Origin of the sequence: Candidatus Poriferisocius sp. (genome assembly GCF_965202595.1) — a bacterium.
Lineage (GTDB): Bacteria > Actinomycetota > Acidimicrobiia > Acidimicrobiales > Bin134 > Poriferisocius.
This window is the reverse complement of sequence record NZ_OZ241836.1, coordinates 99412-117442: the sequence shown is the minus strand read 5'-3', so window position 1 is coordinate 117442 and position 18031 is coordinate 99412. Positions and strand designations below refer to the sequence as shown.

The window sequence follows — 18031 nt, the reverse complement described above, 5'->3', positions numbered from 1 at the left end:
GAAATGACGTTCAAGAAAGGTGACAAGGTTGTCTACCCTCACCATGGAGCGGCAACCGTCGTCAAGAAGGAGATGAAAGAGGTGTTCGGGGAGAAGACCGAATACCTGGTTCTGCGCATGGCTCACGGTGAGATGGTGCTGTCGGTGCCCGTGGACAAGGCCGAGGAGGTGGGGATGCGATGGCCCATCTCCACCGAGGACGTGGAGGACCTGTTCGAGGTGCTCCGAAAGCGGGACGTGCGAGAACCGGCCAACTGGAGCCGCCGTTTCAAGAACCACCAGGAGAAACTCAAGTCGGGCGATGTCTACCAGGTGGCCGAGGTGGTGAGAAACCTCGCCCTGCGGGATCAGAACAAGGGCCTGTCGGCCGGCGAGAAGAGCCTGTTCAACAAGGCCCGCAACGTGTTGGTATCGGAGCTGAGCTTCTCGCTGAACGTATCCGAGGAGGAGGCCCTCGACCGGGTGGGCCAGGCCCTGTCCCTATCCTGACCGGTCTGGGCCCCACCAGCCCCCCGAAAACAATCTTCCCCCCGCCCAGCGGGGCCCAGTAACCTTGACCTGGTTACGGGCTGTGGCGCAGTTTGGTCAGCGCACCTGCTTTGGGAGCAGGGGGTCGCCGGTTCAAATCCGGCCAGCCCGACCCCACTTCGACTCGGTAAAGCAACAACGCCGATGAACCCCCACTTCGACTCGGTAAAGCAACAACGCCGATGAACCCCCACTTCGACTCGGTAAAGCAACAACGCCGATGAACCCGCGGCATTGATTCCGAGAACCTGTCGAGAACCTATAATGCCGACCATGGCCAACGATGGCGCGGCCTTTCCCGGTGCTGCCGGATTTTTTGACGAGGCCGTGGACCAGCAGGGGCACATCCGGAACCACTACCGGCCGGTGCAGGAATGGTTCGACCGGCTGACGTCGGCGCAGGTGAAGGCCCTCGAGGAGCGGGGCAACGAGTCATTCCTGCGCCGGGGGATCACATTCACGGTTTACGGGGGCGAGGAAGGCACCGAGCGGGCCTGGCCCATGGACTTGTACCCCCGGATCATCGAAGCCGGCGAGTGGTCCATCATCGAGCGGGGCCTGATCCAGAGGGTCACCGCCCTCAACCGGTTCCTCGACGACATATATACCGGGGAGCAGGCCGTGATCCACGACGGCATCGTCCCCCGGCACCTGATCACCTCCTCCACCGGCTTCGAGCGGGAGGCAATGAACGTGCAGGTGGCGCGGGGAGCCCGCTGCCTGGTGGCCGGTATCGACCTGGTTCGCGGCACCAACGGGGGCTACCGGATACTGGAGGACAACCTGCGCAACCCCAGCGGCATCTCCTACGTGCTCGAGAACCGGGCCGCCATGACCAAGCTGCTACCCGCCGCCTTCTCCGATCTGGCGGTGCGTTCGGTCAACCACTACGGGCGCTCGCTGCTGAGAGCCCTGCGCTCCATAGCCCCGCCGGCCAGCGGCAACGACCCCACCGTGGTGGTACTCACCCCGGGCATCTTCAACTCGGCCTACTTCGAGCACGCCTTTCTGGCCCGGAGCATGGGGGTGGAGCTGGTGGAGGGGCGCGACCTGGTGGTGGACAACCATATGGTGGCCATGCGCACCACCCGGGGTCTTGAGCGGGTGGATATCATCTACCGCCGCATCGACGACTCCTTCCTGGACCCGGTGGTGTTCAACCCCCTGTCCACCCTGGGAGTGCCCGGTCTGATGGCCGCGGTCCGGGCGGGGCAGGTATCCATCGCCAACTCGGTGGGCAACGGGGTGGGCGACGACAAGGCGGTCTACGCCTACGTACCCGACATGATCCGCTACTACCTGGGTGAGGATCCGATAATCCCGAACGTCACCACCTACCTGCTGTGGGAACCGGAGCAAAGGGCCGAGGTGCTGGAGCGGCTGGGCGAGCTGGTGATAAAGCCGGTGGCCGAGTCGGGGGGATACGGCATCGTGATCGGGCCCAAGGCCACCGAGGCTCAGCTCGATGAGGTCAAGGAGAAGATCATGAGTGATCCGCGCAACTGGATCGCCCAGGAGGTGGTGAACCTGTCCCGCCTACCGGCCTGGGCCGGGGACGGATTCGCGCCCCGCCACATAGATCTGCGACCCTTCGTGCTGAGCGGCGAGCAGGTGGAGGTGATTCCCGGCGGGCTCACCAGGGTCGCCCTGCGAGAGGGATCTCTCATCGTCAACAGTTCCCAGGGGGGTGGCTCGAAGGACACCTGGGTTCTGGACGACTCCAACAAGCCCGTGGAAGCCCCGAGCTGATGCCGGCCCGGCCCAACCGGATAACTAACCCAACGACCGGCAAACCCCACCAGAAAGCCCCGAACTGATGCCGGCCCCACCCAACCGCACAACGAACCCAACAACCGGCAAACCCCACCAGAAAGCCCCGAACTGATGCTGGCCCGGCACGCCGAGGACATGTTTTGGGCCGGCCGCTACCTGGAGCGGGCTGAGGACACCGCCCGGATGGTGCGAGCCACGCTGCTGAGCACCGTGGCGGAGAGTCCGGCCCAGGCCATCGACCGGATGCAAAACCTGACCCGCACCCTTCGCCTGGAAGAGCCGGCCCCCACCGAGGATGTGCAGTCCATGGCCGAGCAACTGGCAATGTCACCGCCGATGCTGCGCAGCGAGGCGGGGCTGGGCATAGATGTGCAGGCCGAGGCCACCCGCCTGGTGACGTCGCCGGCGCTGGCCGGATCGGTCGTGTTCTGCGTCGGTTGCGCCCGGGAGAACTTCCGAACGCTGCGTGACCAGATCCCGTCGGAGCTGTGGGAGCAGATAAACCAATTCCACCTGCGGCTTCGCCGGGACGACTTCTCGGTGGCCATGGATAACGATCCGTTCCCCACCCTCGACCTCATCCAGGCCAACTGCCAGACGATGACCGGCGTGATCAGCTCCTCCATGTCCCAGGACGAGAGCTACCGCTTCCTGGTGCTGGGTCAGATGCTGGAGCGGGCATTGATGACCTGCCGGCTGGTCAGCGTCCGATACCCCGAGCTGGACGGATCCTCCTACGACGAGATGGCTCTCACCCTCCGGTCGGTATCGGCGCTGGAGGCTTACCAGCGGGCCGGTCAATCGTCGCCCCTGGGGGCTGATGTGGCCCGGTTCCTGCTGGTGAACGAGCTGTTCCCCCGGTCGGTGCTCCATTGCCTGCTGGTGAGCGAGAACCAGGTAGCAGCCCTGGTGCCCCACGAGAAACCCCCGCCGCTCCGCCGGCTGGGACAGCTCCGATCCGAACTGGAGTATGCCGATTTCGCCGACATGGTGGCCGACCTGCCCAGCCATCTGACCGCCATTGAAGCCGGGGTGCGGGAGGTGGCCGAACTGGTCGGTGGTCATTTCTTCCGCAAGGGCGAGGCTCTCGACCTCCACGCCCAGGCGATCAAACCGGGAGCTCCGATCAAACAGGGAGCTCCGATCAAACCGGGGGGGCCGTTGTGAGATTGGACATCTGCTACCGCACGGTGTTCACGTTCGACACCCCGGTGCGGGAATCCCAGAACGAGATGCGGGCCTGCCCGGTCACCGGGGAGCGCCAGCAACTGCTGAACTACAGGATTACCGTCGAACCGGCGGCCCGGATGCTGCCGTTCACCGACTACTGGGGCACCCGGGTGGATCAGTTCGGTGTCACCGAACCCCACACCGTGCTGGAAGTGACCGCCGAGGCCTCGGTCGAAACCCAGGATCCGGCCCCCTTGCCCGCCTCTGCTCCCGCTTCTACCCCGATGGAGTTGCTGGCCGATCAGGATTTCCTCAACCAGCACGATGAGTTCCTGAAACCCACCCGCCATACTCAATGGGATCGAACCCTGGCCGATGAGGCCCGCAAGTTGACCGGGACCAAAGGGACCAAAGGGTTGGACGTAGTGGGGGCGGTTACCGCGCTGCACGACTTTGTAGGGGATCGGTTGGACTACCGTCCCGGAACCACCGAGATCGGCCAACCCATCACCGACATCTTGGCCCAGGGGGTTGGTGTCTGCCAGGACTACGCCCATCTGGCGGTAACCCTGTGCCGCAGCGTTGGCATACCGGCCCGCTACGTGTCCGGCTACCTGTTCTCAAGCGATGACCGTACCGGCAGCATCGACGGCGACCTGGTCAGGGTGCAGACCCATGCCTGGTTCGAAGCGGCCGTACCCGGCTCGGGCTGGCTGGCGTTCGATCCCACCAACCGGATGCCGGTGGGCCGCCGGCACGTGAAGATCGGCCACGGCCGGGATTACGACGATGTTCCTCCCCTGCGGGGGGTTTATTCCGGACCGTGCACCCCCGATGTGAACGCCTCGGTGGAGATCCGCCGCATGGACCCCACCGAGAGGCAACAAGAATCAAGATCAGCAGGGCAGCAACAGCAATAGCCAACTAAAACAACCGTGACCGCGGATTCATCAGCCGCAACAATTACCGCAAATTCAACGGATTCATCAGCCGCACAATGACCGCGGATTCAGCAAATTCAGATGCGGGCTTCGCGCACGTCGAGGCGCTTCAGCAGCTCATCGCCCACGAAGTTCAATGCCAAAAGCGTGCAGAACATCACAGCACCCGTGGTCAGAGCGATGTGGGGGGATTCTTCGAGCCTGCCTCGCCCCGCGGCCAAGATGTTGCCCCAGGTGATGCTGGGCGAGCCCACGCTCACCCCGATGAAGGAGAGGCTGCCCTCGGCGATTATCACGATCCCCATGGCCAGAAAAGCGATGGAAACCAGCGCCGGCACCACGTTGGGAAGTATCTCCCGGAACAGCACCCGGGGCCATCGGGCTCCCATTATGCCGGCCACGGTCACGAACTCCTGAGCAGCGAACCGCAGCGCCTGGGCCCGGGCGATGCGAGCTATGGGCGGGATCGTCAGGATGGTCACGGCTATGGTCACCTTCATGTAGCTCTGGCCCAGCATGGTGACGATGAACAGGGCGAAAAGCAACGCCGGCAGAGCCAGCGCGACGTTGACCAGGCTGCTGACGGCGAGGTCGATCCATTTGCCGAAGTATCCGGCGGCGATCCCCAGCACGCTTCCCACCACGATCCCTATCCCCACCGCCGGGCCGGCGATGGACAGCGACAGCCGGCTACCCCAAACCGAACGGGCGAACATGTCCCGGCCGAGCTGGTCGGTGCCGAACCAATGCGACCACGACGGCCCCTCTTCGGGACAGCCGGCCAGGGGGCGCTGGGGATCCTCCAGAAATCCCAGCCAGGGAACCAACACCGCACCGGCCAGCACCAGGGCCAACCAAACCAGCGATAGAACCAGGGCCACGTGATGGCGGCGCTTGCGAACCACAACCTCGGGCATCGACCCCGCGACTTGCTTGGTGCCGATCCTGGTCATTTTCGCCGCACCCGGGGATCGAGCACGATAGAGCGCCCGCAGAGCCGCCCTGAGCCGGTCATTTTCGCCGCACCCGGGGATCGAGCACGGAGTAGAGCAGGTCCACCATCGTGGTCACGGTCACGAACACCGCGGCGATCAGCGCCACCAGGGTCTGAACCAGCAGAAACTCACGGGCGGCCACCCAGGTCACCAGCAACGATCCGACCCCGTCCAGGTCGAACAGGAACTCCACCACGATGGCCCCGTTCACGGCCTGAGCAGCCTGGATGCCGAAGATGGTCAGCAGCGTGAAGCTCGACGGGCGCAGCACATGGTGAAGCAGCACGTGACGCACCGGCAGGCCCTTGGCCCGAGCGGTTCCCACGAAATCCTCTTGCAGCGTGCCGATCACATCGGTGCGCAGCAATCTCAGGTATACGGGCATCAACCCAGCCGCCAGGGTCACCGAGGGCAGGAACATCACCTTGAAATGCGCGACCACCCCCTCGGAGATCGGCCGGTAGCCACTCAGGTCGAACCAGTCCAGCTTGACCGCGAACACCAGCATCAACACCAGCCCGAGCACGAAAACCGGGGTGGACAGCAACGCGAACGCGCCGCCGCTGGTGATCTTGTCGCCCACGCTGCCCTGGCGGTATCCCGACCAAACCCCCAGGGGAATGGCCACCCCCAGGGCCAGAAGCTGGGAATAGGCCATCAGCAGCAACGTGCGGGGCAACGAGTTGGAGATGGCCTCGCCGAAGCTGCGCCCATCCAGGTACGACTTCCCGAAGTCGCCGGTGAGCACATCCCCACCCCATTTGGCCCATTGCACGATCACCGGGTCGTCGAGGTTGCGATCCTGCTCGCACTCGGCGATCCGTTCCGGGGTGGCCGCCCCGCCCGTTGCGGCCACGCAGGGATTGCCGGGGAGCAGGTTCAACATCCAGTAGAACAGCAGCGTGACCACCAGCACGACCACTGCAAGCTGGGCCAATCGCACCCCCATGAACCGGAGCACCGGTGTCCTGCCCCCTGGTCAACCCCGTAGTCGGAGTCGGAGCCGCCCGCTACTGTTCGATCCAGGCCTCACCCAAGAAAACCCTGCCGTTGAAAACCTTCTCGTGCTCCCCGCCCCCGGGCAGCGTCAAAGTGTCGATGCCGTGCACGTTGTCCTGGGTGGCCACCAACCAGTTGGAGTAGTAGAACCAGATGTTGTTGACCTCCTCGGCGAAGGCCCGATTGACCTCCTCGGCCAGCTCCCGGCGCCGGTCGAGATCACTGGTTTCCCGGGCCTCATCCAGAGCGGCATCGACCCGGGGGTTGTTGATGCGACCGAAGTTCAGCGCGATGCCCTGCCCGAAGCGGCTGTGCCACCAGATCCGCTCCGCGGTCAGGTCGTAGCTGGGATGGTTGCGCCACAAGAACGCGGTGAACCGGCCAACCACCGCGTTGGTTATCAGCTCCGCCTGATCAACCTGGGTGATGGACACATCCAGCCCGCAATCACCCCACATGGAGGCGATCAACTCGGTGCTGAAGAGGTTGGACGAGTCGTTGGTGGTACCGATCTCCACGCCGGTGACACCAAGCCTGGAGATGGTGGCTCGCCCGGCATCGGGATCGTGGGCGGGGAAACCGGCGTCTTCGAGATACCCGGGAGTGCCGGGGGCGAAGGGGCCAGTTGCCGGCACCTGCCCATCCCAGCGAAGATCATTGAAGGTTTGGCGATCGGTGCACTGGGCCAGCGCCCGGCGGAACTCCACGTTGTCAAGCGGGGGTACCGAGTTGTTCAACATGAGGTATGAGGGTTCGGAGTACTGATCCGGCTCCCAGAACGTCTTGAACTGCTCGTTGTAGTCGTCGATGCGCAGGCCGGTGTTCACGCTGCTGGCGTCGAGGTCACCAGCCCGCAGGGCCGCGAACCGGCCGTCGGTATCGGGAATGGGGCGGAACTCGATGGCATCCAGATAGGGGAGTTGCCGGCCCTGCGCATCGGTACGCCAGTAGTTGGGGTTGCGCACCATGCGGGTGATCTCGTTGGGGATCCACTCATCCAGCATGAACGGGCCGGTGCCGATGGGGTTGCGAGCGCTGCCTTCGGCACCCAGGTCGTACATGGATGGGGCCCCGAAGTATCCGAGATGGGAGGTCAGGTAGTTGGGAAGGGTGGCCTGGGGCCGGTTCAGGATGAGCCTCACGCTCAAGCCGTCCACTTCCTCTATGGTGTCGATATCCAGATCACCCATCGCGATACCGGTCAGGGTGCCCTTCTGCAATTCCTCGAAGTGGCGTTTCAGCGCAGCCGCATCGGCCGGTGACCCGTCGTGGAAGGTGATGCCCGGTCGAAGGGTCAGAACCCATTCGGTGAAGTCGTCGTTGGGGGTGAAGCTCTCCAGAAGTAGCGGCAGAGCCTCTCCGCCGGTCCCCTCGATGGTCAGCGTCTCGTACAGAGCGCGGAACAGGATGTGGCCCGACACCGCGGCCTGAGCGTTCACCGGGTTCAGCCCGTTGGTGGTCTCGGCCTCGAGGCCGAACACCATCGTACCGCCGTAGACCGGCTCGGCCAATACCGGGGACTCGCCGGCCGTTCCATCAGAAGCACCACCATCGCTCCCCGAACTGCTGCCGGCCTCAGAGCCGTTATCGTCGCCGGAGCCGGCATCACCAGAACTGACATCATCATCTCCGGACCCGCCATCGCCATCGCCGGCATCGCCAGAACCGCCGCCATCGCCAGAGCCGGCATCGCCAGAACCGGCGGGGGTTGGCTGGGTAGTACCGACAACCGTGTCGCCACCGTCATCGTCGTTGCCCCCTCCGCAGGCCGATGCCACCAGCGCCAGGGCGCAGAACACAGCCAGAAGTGGCCCCAGGACATTCCTCAAGGGTCGGCGCTCACCAGGCATCAAACCACCTCCTATGGTCTCCTATGGTCAGACGGTCAAAACCGTAGTTCAGAAGGCAGGTAGACGCTCCGAACCCGCGACCCGAACTCGGGATGGTGCAAAGCATCGGTTTCGTCGGGCACGATCACCCCTCGCCGGGCACAGTCCTCGGCCAGCAGCGTGACCACGGTGGACTCGTCAAGATCATCACGGTGGCTGTCATGAATCCTGGCCTCAGCAGCGTCGGAGAACACGAAGGCCTTCCACGACAGCGACACCCTCACATCGTTGAAACCATGACGCACCGGCTCATGCCCGGGCTCCTCGATCACCCAGTCCCGGTCGGGGGTCAGCGTGATGGTGGCATCGAAGCCGTAATTGGCGTGGTCGGCCTCGGCACCGATGGACTCCACCCGGTGGGGCATGAAATCGTTGTCACCCATCACGCCATAGTTGTAGGGGGGGTCCACCGTCACGGGGTCACCGTCCCAACCCTCGGGCCAGTAGGTGAACTCCCCACCGGTTCCCCTGTAGTACCAGGACACCGCCGTGGCGATCCGCACCCGCCAGCGGTCGAAGCACCCCGAGTGCAGCATGCAGTTGAGCAACCAGGTGGGATAGCGCTCCCGGCTCACGCCCCTGAAAGCCGGGATGTCGGTGTGGCGGGCATACTGGCCGCTGGGAGCGTTGATGTTCACATAGGTGAAGTAGGGGCGCACCACTTCGGCGTCGTAGAGCCGCTGGGCGGCGTGGAAGAACCGGGGGTTGAAAACTATGGTGCTCGCTCCGACCACCGGCTTACCGTCGATGCCCCATGTGGTGCGGAACACCGGCGGGATCCGGGGTTCACCTTCGACCACCTCGACGAACGGGGGCACGTTGCCGGTCGCGGCCCCGGCCCGAAGAGAGGCCCGGCTCTCGGCGAACTCGGCCCCGGCCAAGGTCATCGGGTGGGGCGACTGCCGCTCCAGCACCCCCAGCAGCACCTCGGGATCATCCAGCGCCTGCTCGATAACTACCGGGGAGCGGGGTCGGGTGATGGTGCGCATCTCATCACATTAGTTCTTCGGCGTAAAGTAAGCTCGTGGCCCTGGACACGATCACGGAACCGCCGGCGGACCCCGCCCTCGAGACACCACCGGAGGCACCACCGGAGACACCGGATGAAGAGCCCGGGGGTACCATCACGATCCTGCTGCCCGGCGGCGAGATGAACGAACCGTTCGAGCCGCTGGCCGCCCGGCGGGAGTCGCTGGCCGGATCGGTGGTGGGCATCATCGACAACAACATGTGGCGCTCCATGGCCATCTTGGCCGACGAGCTGGCCCGGTTGCTGGTGGAGCGAGCCGGGGCGGCCGAGGTGGTGGTGACGACCGCCGGCCCCATGCACGGTGCCGATCCCGAGCGCTACCACCAGGAGATGGAGGCATTCCACGCCGAGGTCGATGCCGTCATCAGCGGGCTGGGCAATTGAGGCTCGTGCACGGCGTGGTGTATCCACGCCAGCAGCACCCTGGAGAAGCTGGGTACCCCGGCCGTCGGTTTGGTGACCGAGCAGTTCCGGGGCCTGGCCGAGGCCACCGCCCGGGGGCTGCGGGTGGGCAACCAACCCCTGATCGTGTTGCCGGCGGGCTACGACGAGTGGCCCGAGGCCGAGATCAGAACCGACATCGCATCCCGAATGGCCGCCATCGTGGCCGCCCTGGTGGCCCAACCCGGTGATTAGGGCCACCATCGAGGGTGTAGCGGCATGAACCAGAGCGATCACCCGGTGAATAGAGTCACCATTCAAGGCGGAGCCGGTGCCGTTGAGGCTTACCTGCGGGAGCGAGGCATGACCGACGGGCTGCCGGTGGTGCCCCCCACTCCTGGGAGGGTGGCTGACGCGGTGGCCGCCTCCGGGCTACCCGGCCATCACGTGGTGGGCCGGATCCCCCCGCTGAACGCGCCGGCCACGGTGGAGAAGATCGCAACCAACGCGGTGATGGCCGGATGCGCTCCCGAGGTGATGCCGGTTCTGATCGCCGCCATCGACGCCTTCTGCGACCCGCAGATGAACGCCCACGGTATCCAGACCACCACCAACCCGGTGGGGCCGATGCTGGTGGTCAACGGACCGGTCCGCAACCGGTTGGGCTTCAACTACGGCGCCGGGTGCTTCGGGCCGGGATCTCGCACCAACGCCACCGTGGGGCGGGCCATGAGGCTGGCCCTGGTGAACATCGGGGGGGCTGTCCCCGGAGAGGTGGACAAGGCCCCGCTGGGCTGGCCCGGCAAAGCCACCTCGCTGTGCGTGGCCGAGAACGAGGAGGCATCCCCGTGGCCGCCCTACCACACCGAGGCTGGATTCCGAGCCGGCGACGATGTGGTTACCGTGCTGGCCGTAAACGGGATGTGGCCCATTACCGACATGCACCACGAGCCCGACCAGGTGCTGCACCATGTCACCCACGGGCTGGCAACCAGCGGGCCGTGCGGCGGCCACGACGCCCCCAACCCGTTCAACACCGTGCTGGTGATGAGCCCGGTGATCGCCGAGATGGTGGCGGGGCTGATGCCCACCAAGCAGGAGTTGCGGGAACACCTGTTCGCCGAGGCTCGGGTACCGCTGGACTTCTACCCCCCGTACCGCCACCAAGCAACCAGGGAAGTGCTCGAAGAGATGGGAGTGACCATCCACAACGACCGCATACCCATTGTCCCCGCCCCCGACTACTTCGTGATCCTGGTGGCCGGCGGATCCGGCGGGCTCCAATCAGCCGGACTGTCATGCATGCTAGGCATGGCCACCAGCCGCCCCATCCACGACCGGAGCAACCGAATATGAAACGTTCAGTTTTGCTTTCGATCTGCATGGTCACATTGTCAGTCATTCAATTCACCGTAATCGCCCCCTCCCCAGCCGTTGCGCAGGATTCCACCACCAGCGATGACAGCACGGTTCAGGTGCGGATCGTTGCCCGCAAACTGGCTGACAGCAGGATTGAGTTCGCCCTCCAGCCAACCCAGCCGGATGGCCCATGGGGTGACCGCCTGCTGCCCCAAAACCGCTACTTCCCTCCCGACGCCCCCACCGGGCGCTGGCTGGTCAGCTCCCCACTCACCGTAGGAGCCGCAACAGCCCGGATCGTTGCCCGCAAGCTGGCCAACGGCAGGATTGAGTTTGCCCTCCAGCCAGCCCAGCCGGATGGCCCATGGGGTGACCGCCTGCTGCCCCAAAACCGCTACTTCCCTCCCGACGCCCCCAGCAGGCGCTGGCTGGTCAGCTCCCCACTCACCCTCCGGTTGGCTTCCGCTAACGATGAGGCCGGTTCCAATAGTGACAAAGTTGCTTCCACCACGGTGCCGGAAGCACCGGCTGGTTTGGTCGCGGAAGCAGGTGATGGTCAGGTTACGTTGGTGTGGGAGGCTGGTGGTGATGGAGGTTTGCCCATAAGGGGCTGGCAATACCGATTCCAAACACCCGGCCAACAATATAGCGCTTGGCAGACAATACCAGGCGGAGCCTATGTCTTTACCCACACCGTAACCAACCTCAAAAATAGCGAACCCTACCTATTCGAAATACGAGCACTTAACCAAGCCGGACCCGGCCCCGAAACACCCTCAACCACAGTAACCCCGGTTGGGCCCCTTGCTGTTGAAGTAACACCTTTTTCGGTGGATGAGTTAATTGAGGGTAGTTTTAGAACGATGATAGCTTTTATCCGGCCGGTTACTGGATTCGAGAAAAGCGATATTGCGGTTGCCAACGGTTGGGTATCTCAATTTTCTGGTGCTGGCAACCGGTACGAAGTTTTGGTAGAGCCGTGGACCGTAGGCGAAGTTGTGGTGCGAGTACCGGCAGGAGTGGCTCTCGACAGCTTTGGAATCCGCAACGAAGCGTCGGCACCGCTGGTTGGTAACCGCGGTAGTGGGCAAGGTCCGGGGTTCGACACCTGGAACCGAGCTGAAGTAATAGCCAGAACAATTGCTGACTTTCAAAGGGTTGAGCCCGACCCTGAATTCAGTGGAAATGTGGACGCTTGTGTTGCTGGCACCACCAGCCAACAATTTCGCGACAGTGTGATCCAGCGGGTCAATTGGTATCGAGGGATGGCCGGGCTCAACCCTGTCACCGAGAATCAACGGTATTCACAACTAGCTCAAGCAGCAGCCTTGATAATGAGCGCTAACCACAACCTGTCCCACAATCCTGGTCCTGAATGGACTTGCTACACCGAGGACGGTGCCCGAGGAGCCAGCAGCAACCTGTTCTTAGGAGTATACGGCCTGCCATCCATTGACGGTTACATGCAAGACCCAGGAAGCACTAACTTGGCTGTCGGGCATCGACAGTGGATACTCGATCCTCGTGTTAGAAACATGGGCACTGGTGATGTCCCTCCCCAACACACAGGTGGTGAACACAAACACAGCAGTAACGCTTTATTTGTCCATGATATATGGTATGACTCATTTGAGATTAAGCAGCCCAGAGGGTTCGTAGCTTGGCCTCCACCTGGCTACATACCGGCAAACACTAACTGGGGAAGGTGGCATTTCAAATTACCAGAGAAAGGTATGATATATGATTATTCCTCAGCCACAGTTACAGTCACGGACGATAACGGCACTGTACCGACCGAGATAATCTGGAACAATCAGCCATTTAAGGCACTTGTATGGGCAATTAATGGCGATACAAACTCAAACTTGCAGGATCCACCTATCGATAGCGACCACTGCTACACAATTACAATAAGCAACATAACAGCCACAAGACGGGATTACTACAGCTCAAGTGAACCGATTCAGCAAGACCCCTACGAGTACGTCACCTGCATCCTCAAAGGACTCCCAGCGCCTAACCAGCCGACCATCGCCTGCCGCCACACCGAGAACTCCATGAGCGTCACCTGGAACAAGGTCAGCAACGCGACCAGCTACCAAGTTGAACACTGGGTTGGCAACGGAGCCGGAACCACCATCACAGTCACCGGAACCGAGTTCATCCGCACCGGAGTCGCACCCGACTCGACTGGCTGGTCTGACTGGCACTGGTTCCGCGTTCGCGCCATCAACGCGGATGGCACCTCCCAATGGACAAGCGCGTATGGCTACCGCTGCGGTTGGTGATCCCGGCTAACCCTCCCAGCTTCAACACGAAAAGCCACAAAAACCGGGCCACCACAACACAGGTGGACACCCAGCCACCTGCGCTCGCTGCTGGGGTCAGTGGACCTCAAGGCCGAGTTGCTCGAATATCTCGGCTCGGCGCAGCTCGTAGGTTTCCTCGTCCATCCCGCCGGACTGGTACTTCTCGCTCAGCAGGCGGAAATCCTCGTACAGGTCGGCTTCCGACCGTCCGCTCGGCAGGGGTTCCTCCTGCTCAAACGGGTCTTCGGCCTTGCCCTGGCGGCGGGCCTGCTTGGCCGCGGCCCGCTCTTTCTTGTTCTTTTCCCGTTGCCGTTTCTGGAAACTCTCTGATCCTCGACCCATGGCTGTCCCAAGTAGATGGTTGCTTGCACAGGGCTATCATTGTACGCCCCCGGTTGGTGCTCTTGGCACATTGACAGCCACCAGTTTTGTGATCCTCCCCGCCGCGCCGGTCGCCCCAGGCCCCGAAACCCCCATGGGCGCAGGCCGCGCCGGTCACCTCAACCCCTTGCTCACCACCCTCATGGAAGCTACATCTGGTCCGGGGGGACGACCGCCGGTTTGCCCGCCCCCAAACCGCCGTCGGCCGCGTAATCCCCACCGGTGCAGTAGGAGGCCCGGTCGGAGGCCAGCCAGATCACCAGATCCGCCACCTCCCCGAACTCGGCCATGCGCCGCAACGGCACGGTGGCCCCGTAATGGCGGGCATAATCCTCGTCGTCCCATCCCCGGCGGCGGGTCATGGCCGTCCGCATCGGACCGGGTACCACAGTGTTGACCCTTATACCGGAATCGGCCAGCTCGAGTGCGGCCGTGCGGGTCAGCCCCCGGATGCCCCATTTCGAGGAGGTGTAGGCCGGCATCCCCACCGTGCCCTCGAATCCCCCGGGGGAGCACAGGTTGATGATGGATCCTCCCCCACCGGCGGCCATCAGCGGTGCTGCCGCTCGAATACCCAGGAAAGTTCCCACCAGATTGGTTTCGACCACCTTGCGGAACTCGGCGGGCTCGCATTGCAGGATGGGAGCCACCCGGATGATGCCCGCGTTGTTGACCAGGATGTCCAGCTTCCCACCGTCGCCGGTACCGGCCGCGCTATCCACTGCGGCCCGCCACTGCTCAGCATCGGTGACATCCAACTCGAAGAAGCGGGCACCGGCCGCGACCGCAATTGCGGTTCCGTCCTCAACCCGCCTGTCGGCGGCGGTCACCCGAGCACCGGCGACCACCATGCGCCGAACCACCTCGGCCCCCAAACCCCGAGCAGCCCCGGTTACCAGCGCCACCTTGCCCGCCAACTCCCCCGGCACAGTATCCATACCGGGACAAGCTATGCGCATAATGACACCCCGCACGGGATTCGAGCCCGGCTAAAGGCCACCCGAAAGCAACAACACGGCAAGCAAAAGGAGTATGGCACCCCGTACGGGATTCGAACCCGTGTTACCAGATTGAGAATCTGGCGTCCTAGGCCTCTAGACGAACGGGGCAGCAGCGTGGAAGTTTACCGGCTACAGATCTGCAACTGCGACCCGAAAACATGACCTCTCCCCCTCCTCCCCCTTAGGGGCGAGCCGACCCAGAGCCCTCCGAGCGGGCCACCAGGGTGACATAAACCCCGCAATCAGGGGCGAGCCTGGTAGACGATGTTGGATCTGGTTTCGGTGACCCGCTCGAAGCGGGAGTAGCCGGCTTCGGTGAACACCGCCCGCATGGCCGACTCGCCGGCCTGGGCTCCCAACCCCAGGCCCACGGGCTGGGCCAGCGAGCACGGGGTACAGAACACCGCCGAGGCCCCGTAGGAGGTGGCAGCCATGGGATTCTCGGCCAGGTTGCGGGTATGACCATCCAGCGCGAACGGCTCCACCACCAGCACCGAGCCGCCCTCGGTCAGTTGGCTGCGAGCGTGGGCCGCCGCCCCCACCGGGTCGCCCATGTCGTGCAGGCAGTCCAGAAAGAAGATCACATCGTAAGGGCCGCGATAGCCCTTGGAGTCGGCCACCTCGAAGGAGGCGTTGTCCAGCCCGGCTGCCGCCGCCAGCTCGATGGCCCGGTCGATGGACGGGCCGTGAAAATCGATGCCGGTGAAGCGGGACAGGGGGTAGGCCGAAGCCAGGATCTGCACGGAGTCACCGCAGCCGCACCCCACATCGGCCGCCGCCGCTCCGGCCTGAAGCTTGCTGTGAATCCCGTCGGCCGCCGGAATCCACTCGTTGGCCAGATAGGCCTCGTACTGGGGGCGGAAGAACCGGGCGGTGGAAGTGAACAGGCAGGGGTGGTGATCGCCCCAGGCCAAAGCTCCGTCGCCGCGGAAGGCCTCCAGTATGTCGTCCATGTCGGCGAACATCGACCGGAACATTCCGATGCCGCCGGCCAAGAACGCGGGGCTCACTTCCCAGGCCAGCACCACGGCGGCCTCGTCGGACAACTCGAACAAGACCTCCTCCTCGCCGCCGCCGGGGAGATTCACCAGCCCCCGGCCAGGCGGATGATGATCGCCCCCCTCGCCCTCACCGGGAAAATCACCCCGCTCCTCGCCGTGAAGCTCGACCAGCCCGACGGCGGCCTGCTGGCGTAGCCATTCCGTCACCAAACGGGGATGGCAATTGACCGCTTGGGCCAGCATCGCCGCGGTCATCGGTCCCGCCCCCGCCATCGCCCGGTACAAACCCAGCTCATCACCAATGTGGACCATGGCCATGGTGGTGGCTCCCGCCATATGAGTGGCGATGTCCCCGGCCAGCTCGGTCACCCGATCAACGTCTATGTCCATGTTGTTATGCCCATGTTGTTATGTCCATGTTGTTATGCCCATGTTGTTATGCCCATGTTGTTATGTCCATGTTGTTATGTCCATGTTGTTATGTCCATGTTGTTTGTATAACCCCTGCTGGTCAGGTTCGGCGTTTCCACCCGGCCGCGGCCAGGTTGCCCCCGTCGATGTGGATGGTGGAGCCGGTCACGAACCGGGACATGTCCCCGGCCAGGTACACCACCGCGGCGGCGCAGTCGTGAACCGAGCCCGTCTCGGGCCAGGGTTGGGACGCCAGCTCGGGCACCTTGTCGATGGCTTCGGCCCCGAGCAACCCCTCGCCCTCGGTGGGGATCACATCGGGGGCGATGCAGTTGACCCTGATGCCGGCCGGGGCCAGCTCCAGGGAGAGGGTCTTGGCCAGGTTGGCCTGGGCCGCCTTCATGGCCGAGTAGATGGAGAAACCGGGACCGGCGCGATGGGCCTCGATGGAGGTGACGTTGATGATCGACCCGCCCCCGGCCATGAGCGGTACGCATCCTCGGATGAACCCGGTGACCTGGGTGAAGTTCTCGGCTATGAGCGCGGCCTCCCCCTTCAGGCTGATGTCGGCGAACGGGGCGTTGAACGTACCCCCGGCATTGTTCACCAGCACATCCACCCGCCCGTAGGTCTCGGCCACCTCGGCCAGCCACGCCTCCCGGGCCTCAAGATCGCGCACGTCGAACAGCCCGGTCAGGCACCTTCGACCCAGCTCGGACACCGTGGCGGCGGTGGCGGCCATGTCGTCGGCCTCCCGGTCGCAGATGGCCAGGTCGGCCCCGAACCGGGCCAGGGCAACCGCAGAGGCCGCGCCGATCCCCCGAGCCCCACCGGTGACCACGGCCACCTTTTCGGTGAGCAGCACGCTGGACGGGTCCAACACCCGACCTTGATCCCAGATGGGCCGGCTGGAACCGCCGTCACCTCCCAGCGTCCACCTCGAGGAGATGGCGGGAGTGCTCATACCCCCACCCCCACAGCGGAGCCGATCCCGAAGGTGATGGCCGCAGCCCCGGCGGTTATCGCCAGTTGGCGGAGTGAGCCCCTCACAACCGAGCGACCGGTGGCCAGAGCCAGAGCGCTGCCCACCAGCACCGCACCAACCACCCCAAGCAGGATCGAAACCACGATGGCGCTGTTGCCGCCGGCAAAGAACCAGGGCAGCAGAGGAAGAATCGCCCCGAAGGCAAACGAGAAGAACGAAGAGGCGGCCGCTACCACAGGATTGCCCAACTCGTTGGGGTCGATGCCCATCTCCTCTCTGGCGTGCACCTCCAGTGCCCTCTCCGGCTCCTCCATGATGTTGGCGGCCATCTCCTGGGCTGCCTGTGGGGACATCCCCCTCGACTCGTATATTTCGGCCAGTTCTTGCACCTCATGCTCGGGATTGCGGGCGTGCTCCCGGCGTTCCATCTCCAGCTCCCGTTCCAGCAACTCCCTTTGAGCCTGCATCGAGATGTACTCGCCGGCGGCCATGGACACCGCTCCGGCGATGAGACCGGCTATACCGGCTATGCGCACGAGTTCTTGGCCCGAGCTGGCTCCTGCCACCCCCAGAATGAGGGCCACGTTGGACACCAGCCCATCGCTCACACCGAATACCGCGGCCCGGTAACCCCCCCGGGTCACGTTGCGATGGTGCCCCTCCCCGTGGTGGTGCGAACCGCGGTTCTGCTTCGCGAACACCGCTTCAACCTACCCTCATTCCCGCAGGCGATCACTTTGCTTAGGCAGGCCCCCACCCCGTGCCTTCTGGGACAAGGATTCCGGCCCTCATCCCCGCAGGCGATCACTTTGCGTAGGCAGGCCCCCACCCCGTGCCTTCTGGGACAAGGATTCCGGCCCTCATCCCCGCAGGCGATC

At 64.0% G+C, this 18031-nt stretch carries 16 protein-coding genes and 2 tRNA genes; 8 read left to right on the top strand and 10 right to left on the bottom strand.

Annotated elements, in window-relative coordinates:
* Positions 1-3: 3 nt before the first annotated feature.
* The 5 genes from ACOGXC_RS00920 to ACOGXC_RS00900 all read left to right on the top strand — a co-directional run bounded on the left by ACOGXC_RS00920 (position 4) and on the right by ACOGXC_RS00900 (position 4391).
* Complete coding sequence (locus ACOGXC_RS00920; protein WP_419918863.1) at positions 4-489, top strand: CarD family transcriptional regulator; 486 nt, start codon at positions 4-6, stop codon at positions 487-489.
* A gap of 76 nt (positions 490-565) precedes the next feature.
* Positions 566-640: transfer RNA gene (locus tag ACOGXC_RS00915), tRNA-Pro, on the top strand.
* A 161-nt stretch (positions 641-801) separates the two neighbouring features.
* A complete protein-coding gene (locus tag ACOGXC_RS00910; protein ID WP_419918862.1) occupies positions 802-2277 on the top strand; it encodes a circularly permuted type 2 ATP-grasp protein in 1476 nt (491 codons plus the stop codon).
* Between the two features lie 135 nt (positions 2278-2412).
* Positions 2413-3468, top strand: a complete 1056-nt coding sequence (locus tag ACOGXC_RS00905) for an alpha-E domain-containing protein (RefSeq protein WP_419918861.1) — start codon at positions 2413-2415, stop codon at positions 3466-3468.
* Complete coding sequence (locus ACOGXC_RS00900; RefSeq protein WP_419918860.1) at positions 3465-4391, top strand: transglutaminase family protein; 927 nt, start codon at positions 3465-3467, stop codon at positions 4389-4391. Before ACOGXC_RS00905 ends, ACOGXC_RS00900 begins: the two co-directional genes overlap by 4 nt.
* Positions 4392-4489: 98 nt before the next feature.
* On the opposite strand, the gene ACOGXC_RS00895 is transcribed toward ACOGXC_RS00900, so the two are convergent.
* The 4 genes from ACOGXC_RS00895 to ACOGXC_RS00880 all read right to left on the bottom strand — a co-directional run bounded on the left by ACOGXC_RS00895 (position 4490) and on the right by ACOGXC_RS00880 (position 9284).
* The gene (locus ACOGXC_RS00895; RefSeq protein WP_419918859.1) at positions 4490-5365 is read right to left on the bottom strand and encodes an ABC transporter permease; all 876 of its coding nucleotides are present in this window, start codon (positions 5363-5365) and stop codon (positions 4490-4492) included.
* A 58-nt stretch (positions 5366-5423) separates the two neighbouring features.
* A complete protein-coding gene (locus tag ACOGXC_RS00890; RefSeq protein ID WP_419918858.1) occupies positions 5424-6356 on the bottom strand; it encodes an ABC transporter permease in 933 nt (310 codons plus the stop codon).
* 61 nt (positions 6357-6417) lie between these two features.
* Positions 6418-8256, bottom strand: coding sequence for an ABC transporter substrate-binding protein (locus ACOGXC_RS00885; protein WP_419918857.1), 1839 nt, complete (start codon positions 8254-8256; stop codon positions 6418-6420).
* 35 nt (positions 8257-8291) lie between these two features.
* Positions 8292-9284 (bottom strand): hypothetical protein, encoded by a 993-nt coding sequence (locus ACOGXC_RS00880; protein ID WP_419918856.1) that lies wholly within the window; start codon positions 9282-9284, stop codon positions 8292-8294.
* A 35-nt stretch (positions 9285-9319) separates the two neighbouring features.
* On the opposite strand from ACOGXC_RS00880, the gene ACOGXC_RS00875 reads away from it, so the two are divergent.
* Genes ACOGXC_RS00875 through ACOGXC_RS00865 form a run of 3 tightly spaced genes read left to right on the top strand, consistent with a single transcriptional unit; the run spans position 9320 to position 13353 of the window.
* On the top strand, positions 9320-9961 hold the full coding sequence (locus tag ACOGXC_RS00875; protein WP_419918855.1) for a UGSC family (seleno)protein: 642 nt from the start codon (positions 9320-9322) through the stop codon (positions 9959-9961).
* A gap of 24 nt (positions 9962-9985) precedes the next feature.
* The gene (locus tag ACOGXC_RS00870) at positions 9986-11062 is read left to right on the top strand and encodes a hypothetical protein (protein ID WP_419918854.1); all 1077 of its coding nucleotides are present in this window, start codon (positions 9986-9988) and stop codon (positions 11060-11062) included.
* A complete protein-coding gene (locus ACOGXC_RS00865) occupies positions 11059-13353 on the top strand; it encodes a fibronectin type III domain-containing protein (RefSeq protein WP_419918853.1) in 2295 nt (764 codons plus the stop codon). Before ACOGXC_RS00870 ends, ACOGXC_RS00865 begins: the two co-directional genes overlap by 4 nt.
* A 96-nt stretch (positions 13354-13449) precedes the next feature.
* Here ACOGXC_RS00865 and ACOGXC_RS00860 read toward each other — a convergent pair whose 3' ends face one another.
* The 6 genes from ACOGXC_RS00860 to ACOGXC_RS00835 all read right to left on the bottom strand — a co-directional run bounded on the left by ACOGXC_RS00860 (position 13450) and on the right by ACOGXC_RS00835 (position 17854).
* Complete coding sequence (locus tag ACOGXC_RS00860) at positions 13450-13716, bottom strand: hypothetical protein (RefSeq protein WP_419918852.1); 267 nt, start codon at positions 13714-13716, stop codon at positions 13450-13452.
* Between the two features lie 188 nt (positions 13717-13904).
* Positions 13905-14693 (bottom strand): SDR family NAD(P)-dependent oxidoreductase, encoded by a 789-nt coding sequence (locus ACOGXC_RS00855; protein WP_419918851.1) that lies wholly within the window; start codon positions 14691-14693, stop codon positions 13905-13907.
* Positions 14694-14788: 95 nt separating this feature from the next.
* Positions 14789-14864 (bottom strand) — tRNA-Glu (locus ACOGXC_RS00850).
* Positions 14865-14998: 134 nt separating this feature from the next.
* Positions 14999-16141, bottom strand: a complete 1143-nt coding sequence (locus tag ACOGXC_RS00845) for a methyltransferase domain-containing protein (protein ID WP_419920095.1) — start codon at positions 16139-16141, stop codon at positions 14999-15001.
* A 127-nt stretch (positions 16142-16268) separates the two neighbouring features.
* A complete protein-coding gene (locus tag ACOGXC_RS00840) occupies positions 16269-17132 on the bottom strand; it encodes an SDR family NAD(P)-dependent oxidoreductase (RefSeq protein ID WP_419918850.1) in 864 nt (287 codons plus the stop codon).
* Positions 17129-17854, bottom strand: coding sequence for a VIT1/CCC1 transporter family protein (locus tag ACOGXC_RS00835; RefSeq protein ID WP_419918849.1), 726 nt, complete (start codon positions 17852-17854; stop codon positions 17129-17131). Before ACOGXC_RS00835 ends, ACOGXC_RS00840 begins: the two co-directional genes overlap by 4 nt.
* Positions 17855-18031 lie beyond the last annotated feature (177 nt).

What these genes read in the sequence shown, in the direction of transcription:
- ACOGXC_RS00920 (WP_419918863.1), top strand. Translation starts at nt 4, where the DNA reads ATGACGTTCAAGAAAGGTGACAAGGTTGTCTACCCTCACCATGGAGCG.
- ACOGXC_RS00910 (WP_419918862.1), top strand. Translation starts at nt 802, where the DNA reads ATGGCCAACGATGGCGCGGCCTTTCCCGGTGCTGCCGGATTTTTTGAC.
- ACOGXC_RS00905 (WP_419918861.1), top strand. Translation starts at nt 2,413, where the DNA reads ATGCTGGCCCGGCACGCCGAGGACATGTTTTGGGCCGGCCGCTACCTG.
- ACOGXC_RS00895 (WP_419918859.1), bottom strand. Translation starts at nt 5,365, where the DNA reads ATGACCAGGATCGGCACCAAGCAAGTCGCGGGGTCGATGCCCGAGGTT.
- ACOGXC_RS00890 (WP_419918858.1), bottom strand. Translation starts at nt 6,356, where the DNA reads ATGGGGGTGCGATTGGCCCAGCTTGCAGTGGTCGTGCTGGTGGTCACG.
- ACOGXC_RS00885 (WP_419918857.1), bottom strand. Translation starts at nt 8,256, where the DNA reads ATGCCTGGTGAGCGCCGACCCTTGAGGAATGTCCTGGGGCCACTTCTG.
- ACOGXC_RS00880 (WP_419918856.1), bottom strand. Translation starts at nt 9,284, where the DNA reads ATGCGCACCATCACCCGACCCCGCTCCCCGGTAGTTATCGAGCAGGCG.
- ACOGXC_RS00870 (WP_419918854.1), top strand. Translation starts at nt 9,986, where the DNA reads ATGAACCAGAGCGATCACCCGGTGAATAGAGTCACCATTCAAGGCGGA.
- ACOGXC_RS00865 (WP_419918853.1), top strand. Translation starts at nt 11,059, where the DNA reads ATGAAACGTTCAGTTTTGCTTTCGATCTGCATGGTCACATTGTCAGTC.
- ACOGXC_RS00860 (WP_419918852.1), bottom strand. Translation starts at nt 13,716, where the DNA reads ATGGGTCGAGGATCAGAGAGTTTCCAGAAACGGCAACGGGAAAAGAAC.
- ACOGXC_RS00855 (WP_419918851.1), bottom strand. Translation starts at nt 14,693, where the DNA reads ATGGATACTGTGCCGGGGGAGTTGGCGGGCAAGGTGGCGCTGGTAACC.
- ACOGXC_RS00840 (WP_419918850.1), bottom strand. Translation starts at nt 17,132, where the DNA reads ATGAGCACTCCCGCCATCTCCTCGAGGTGGACGCTGGGAGGTGACGGC.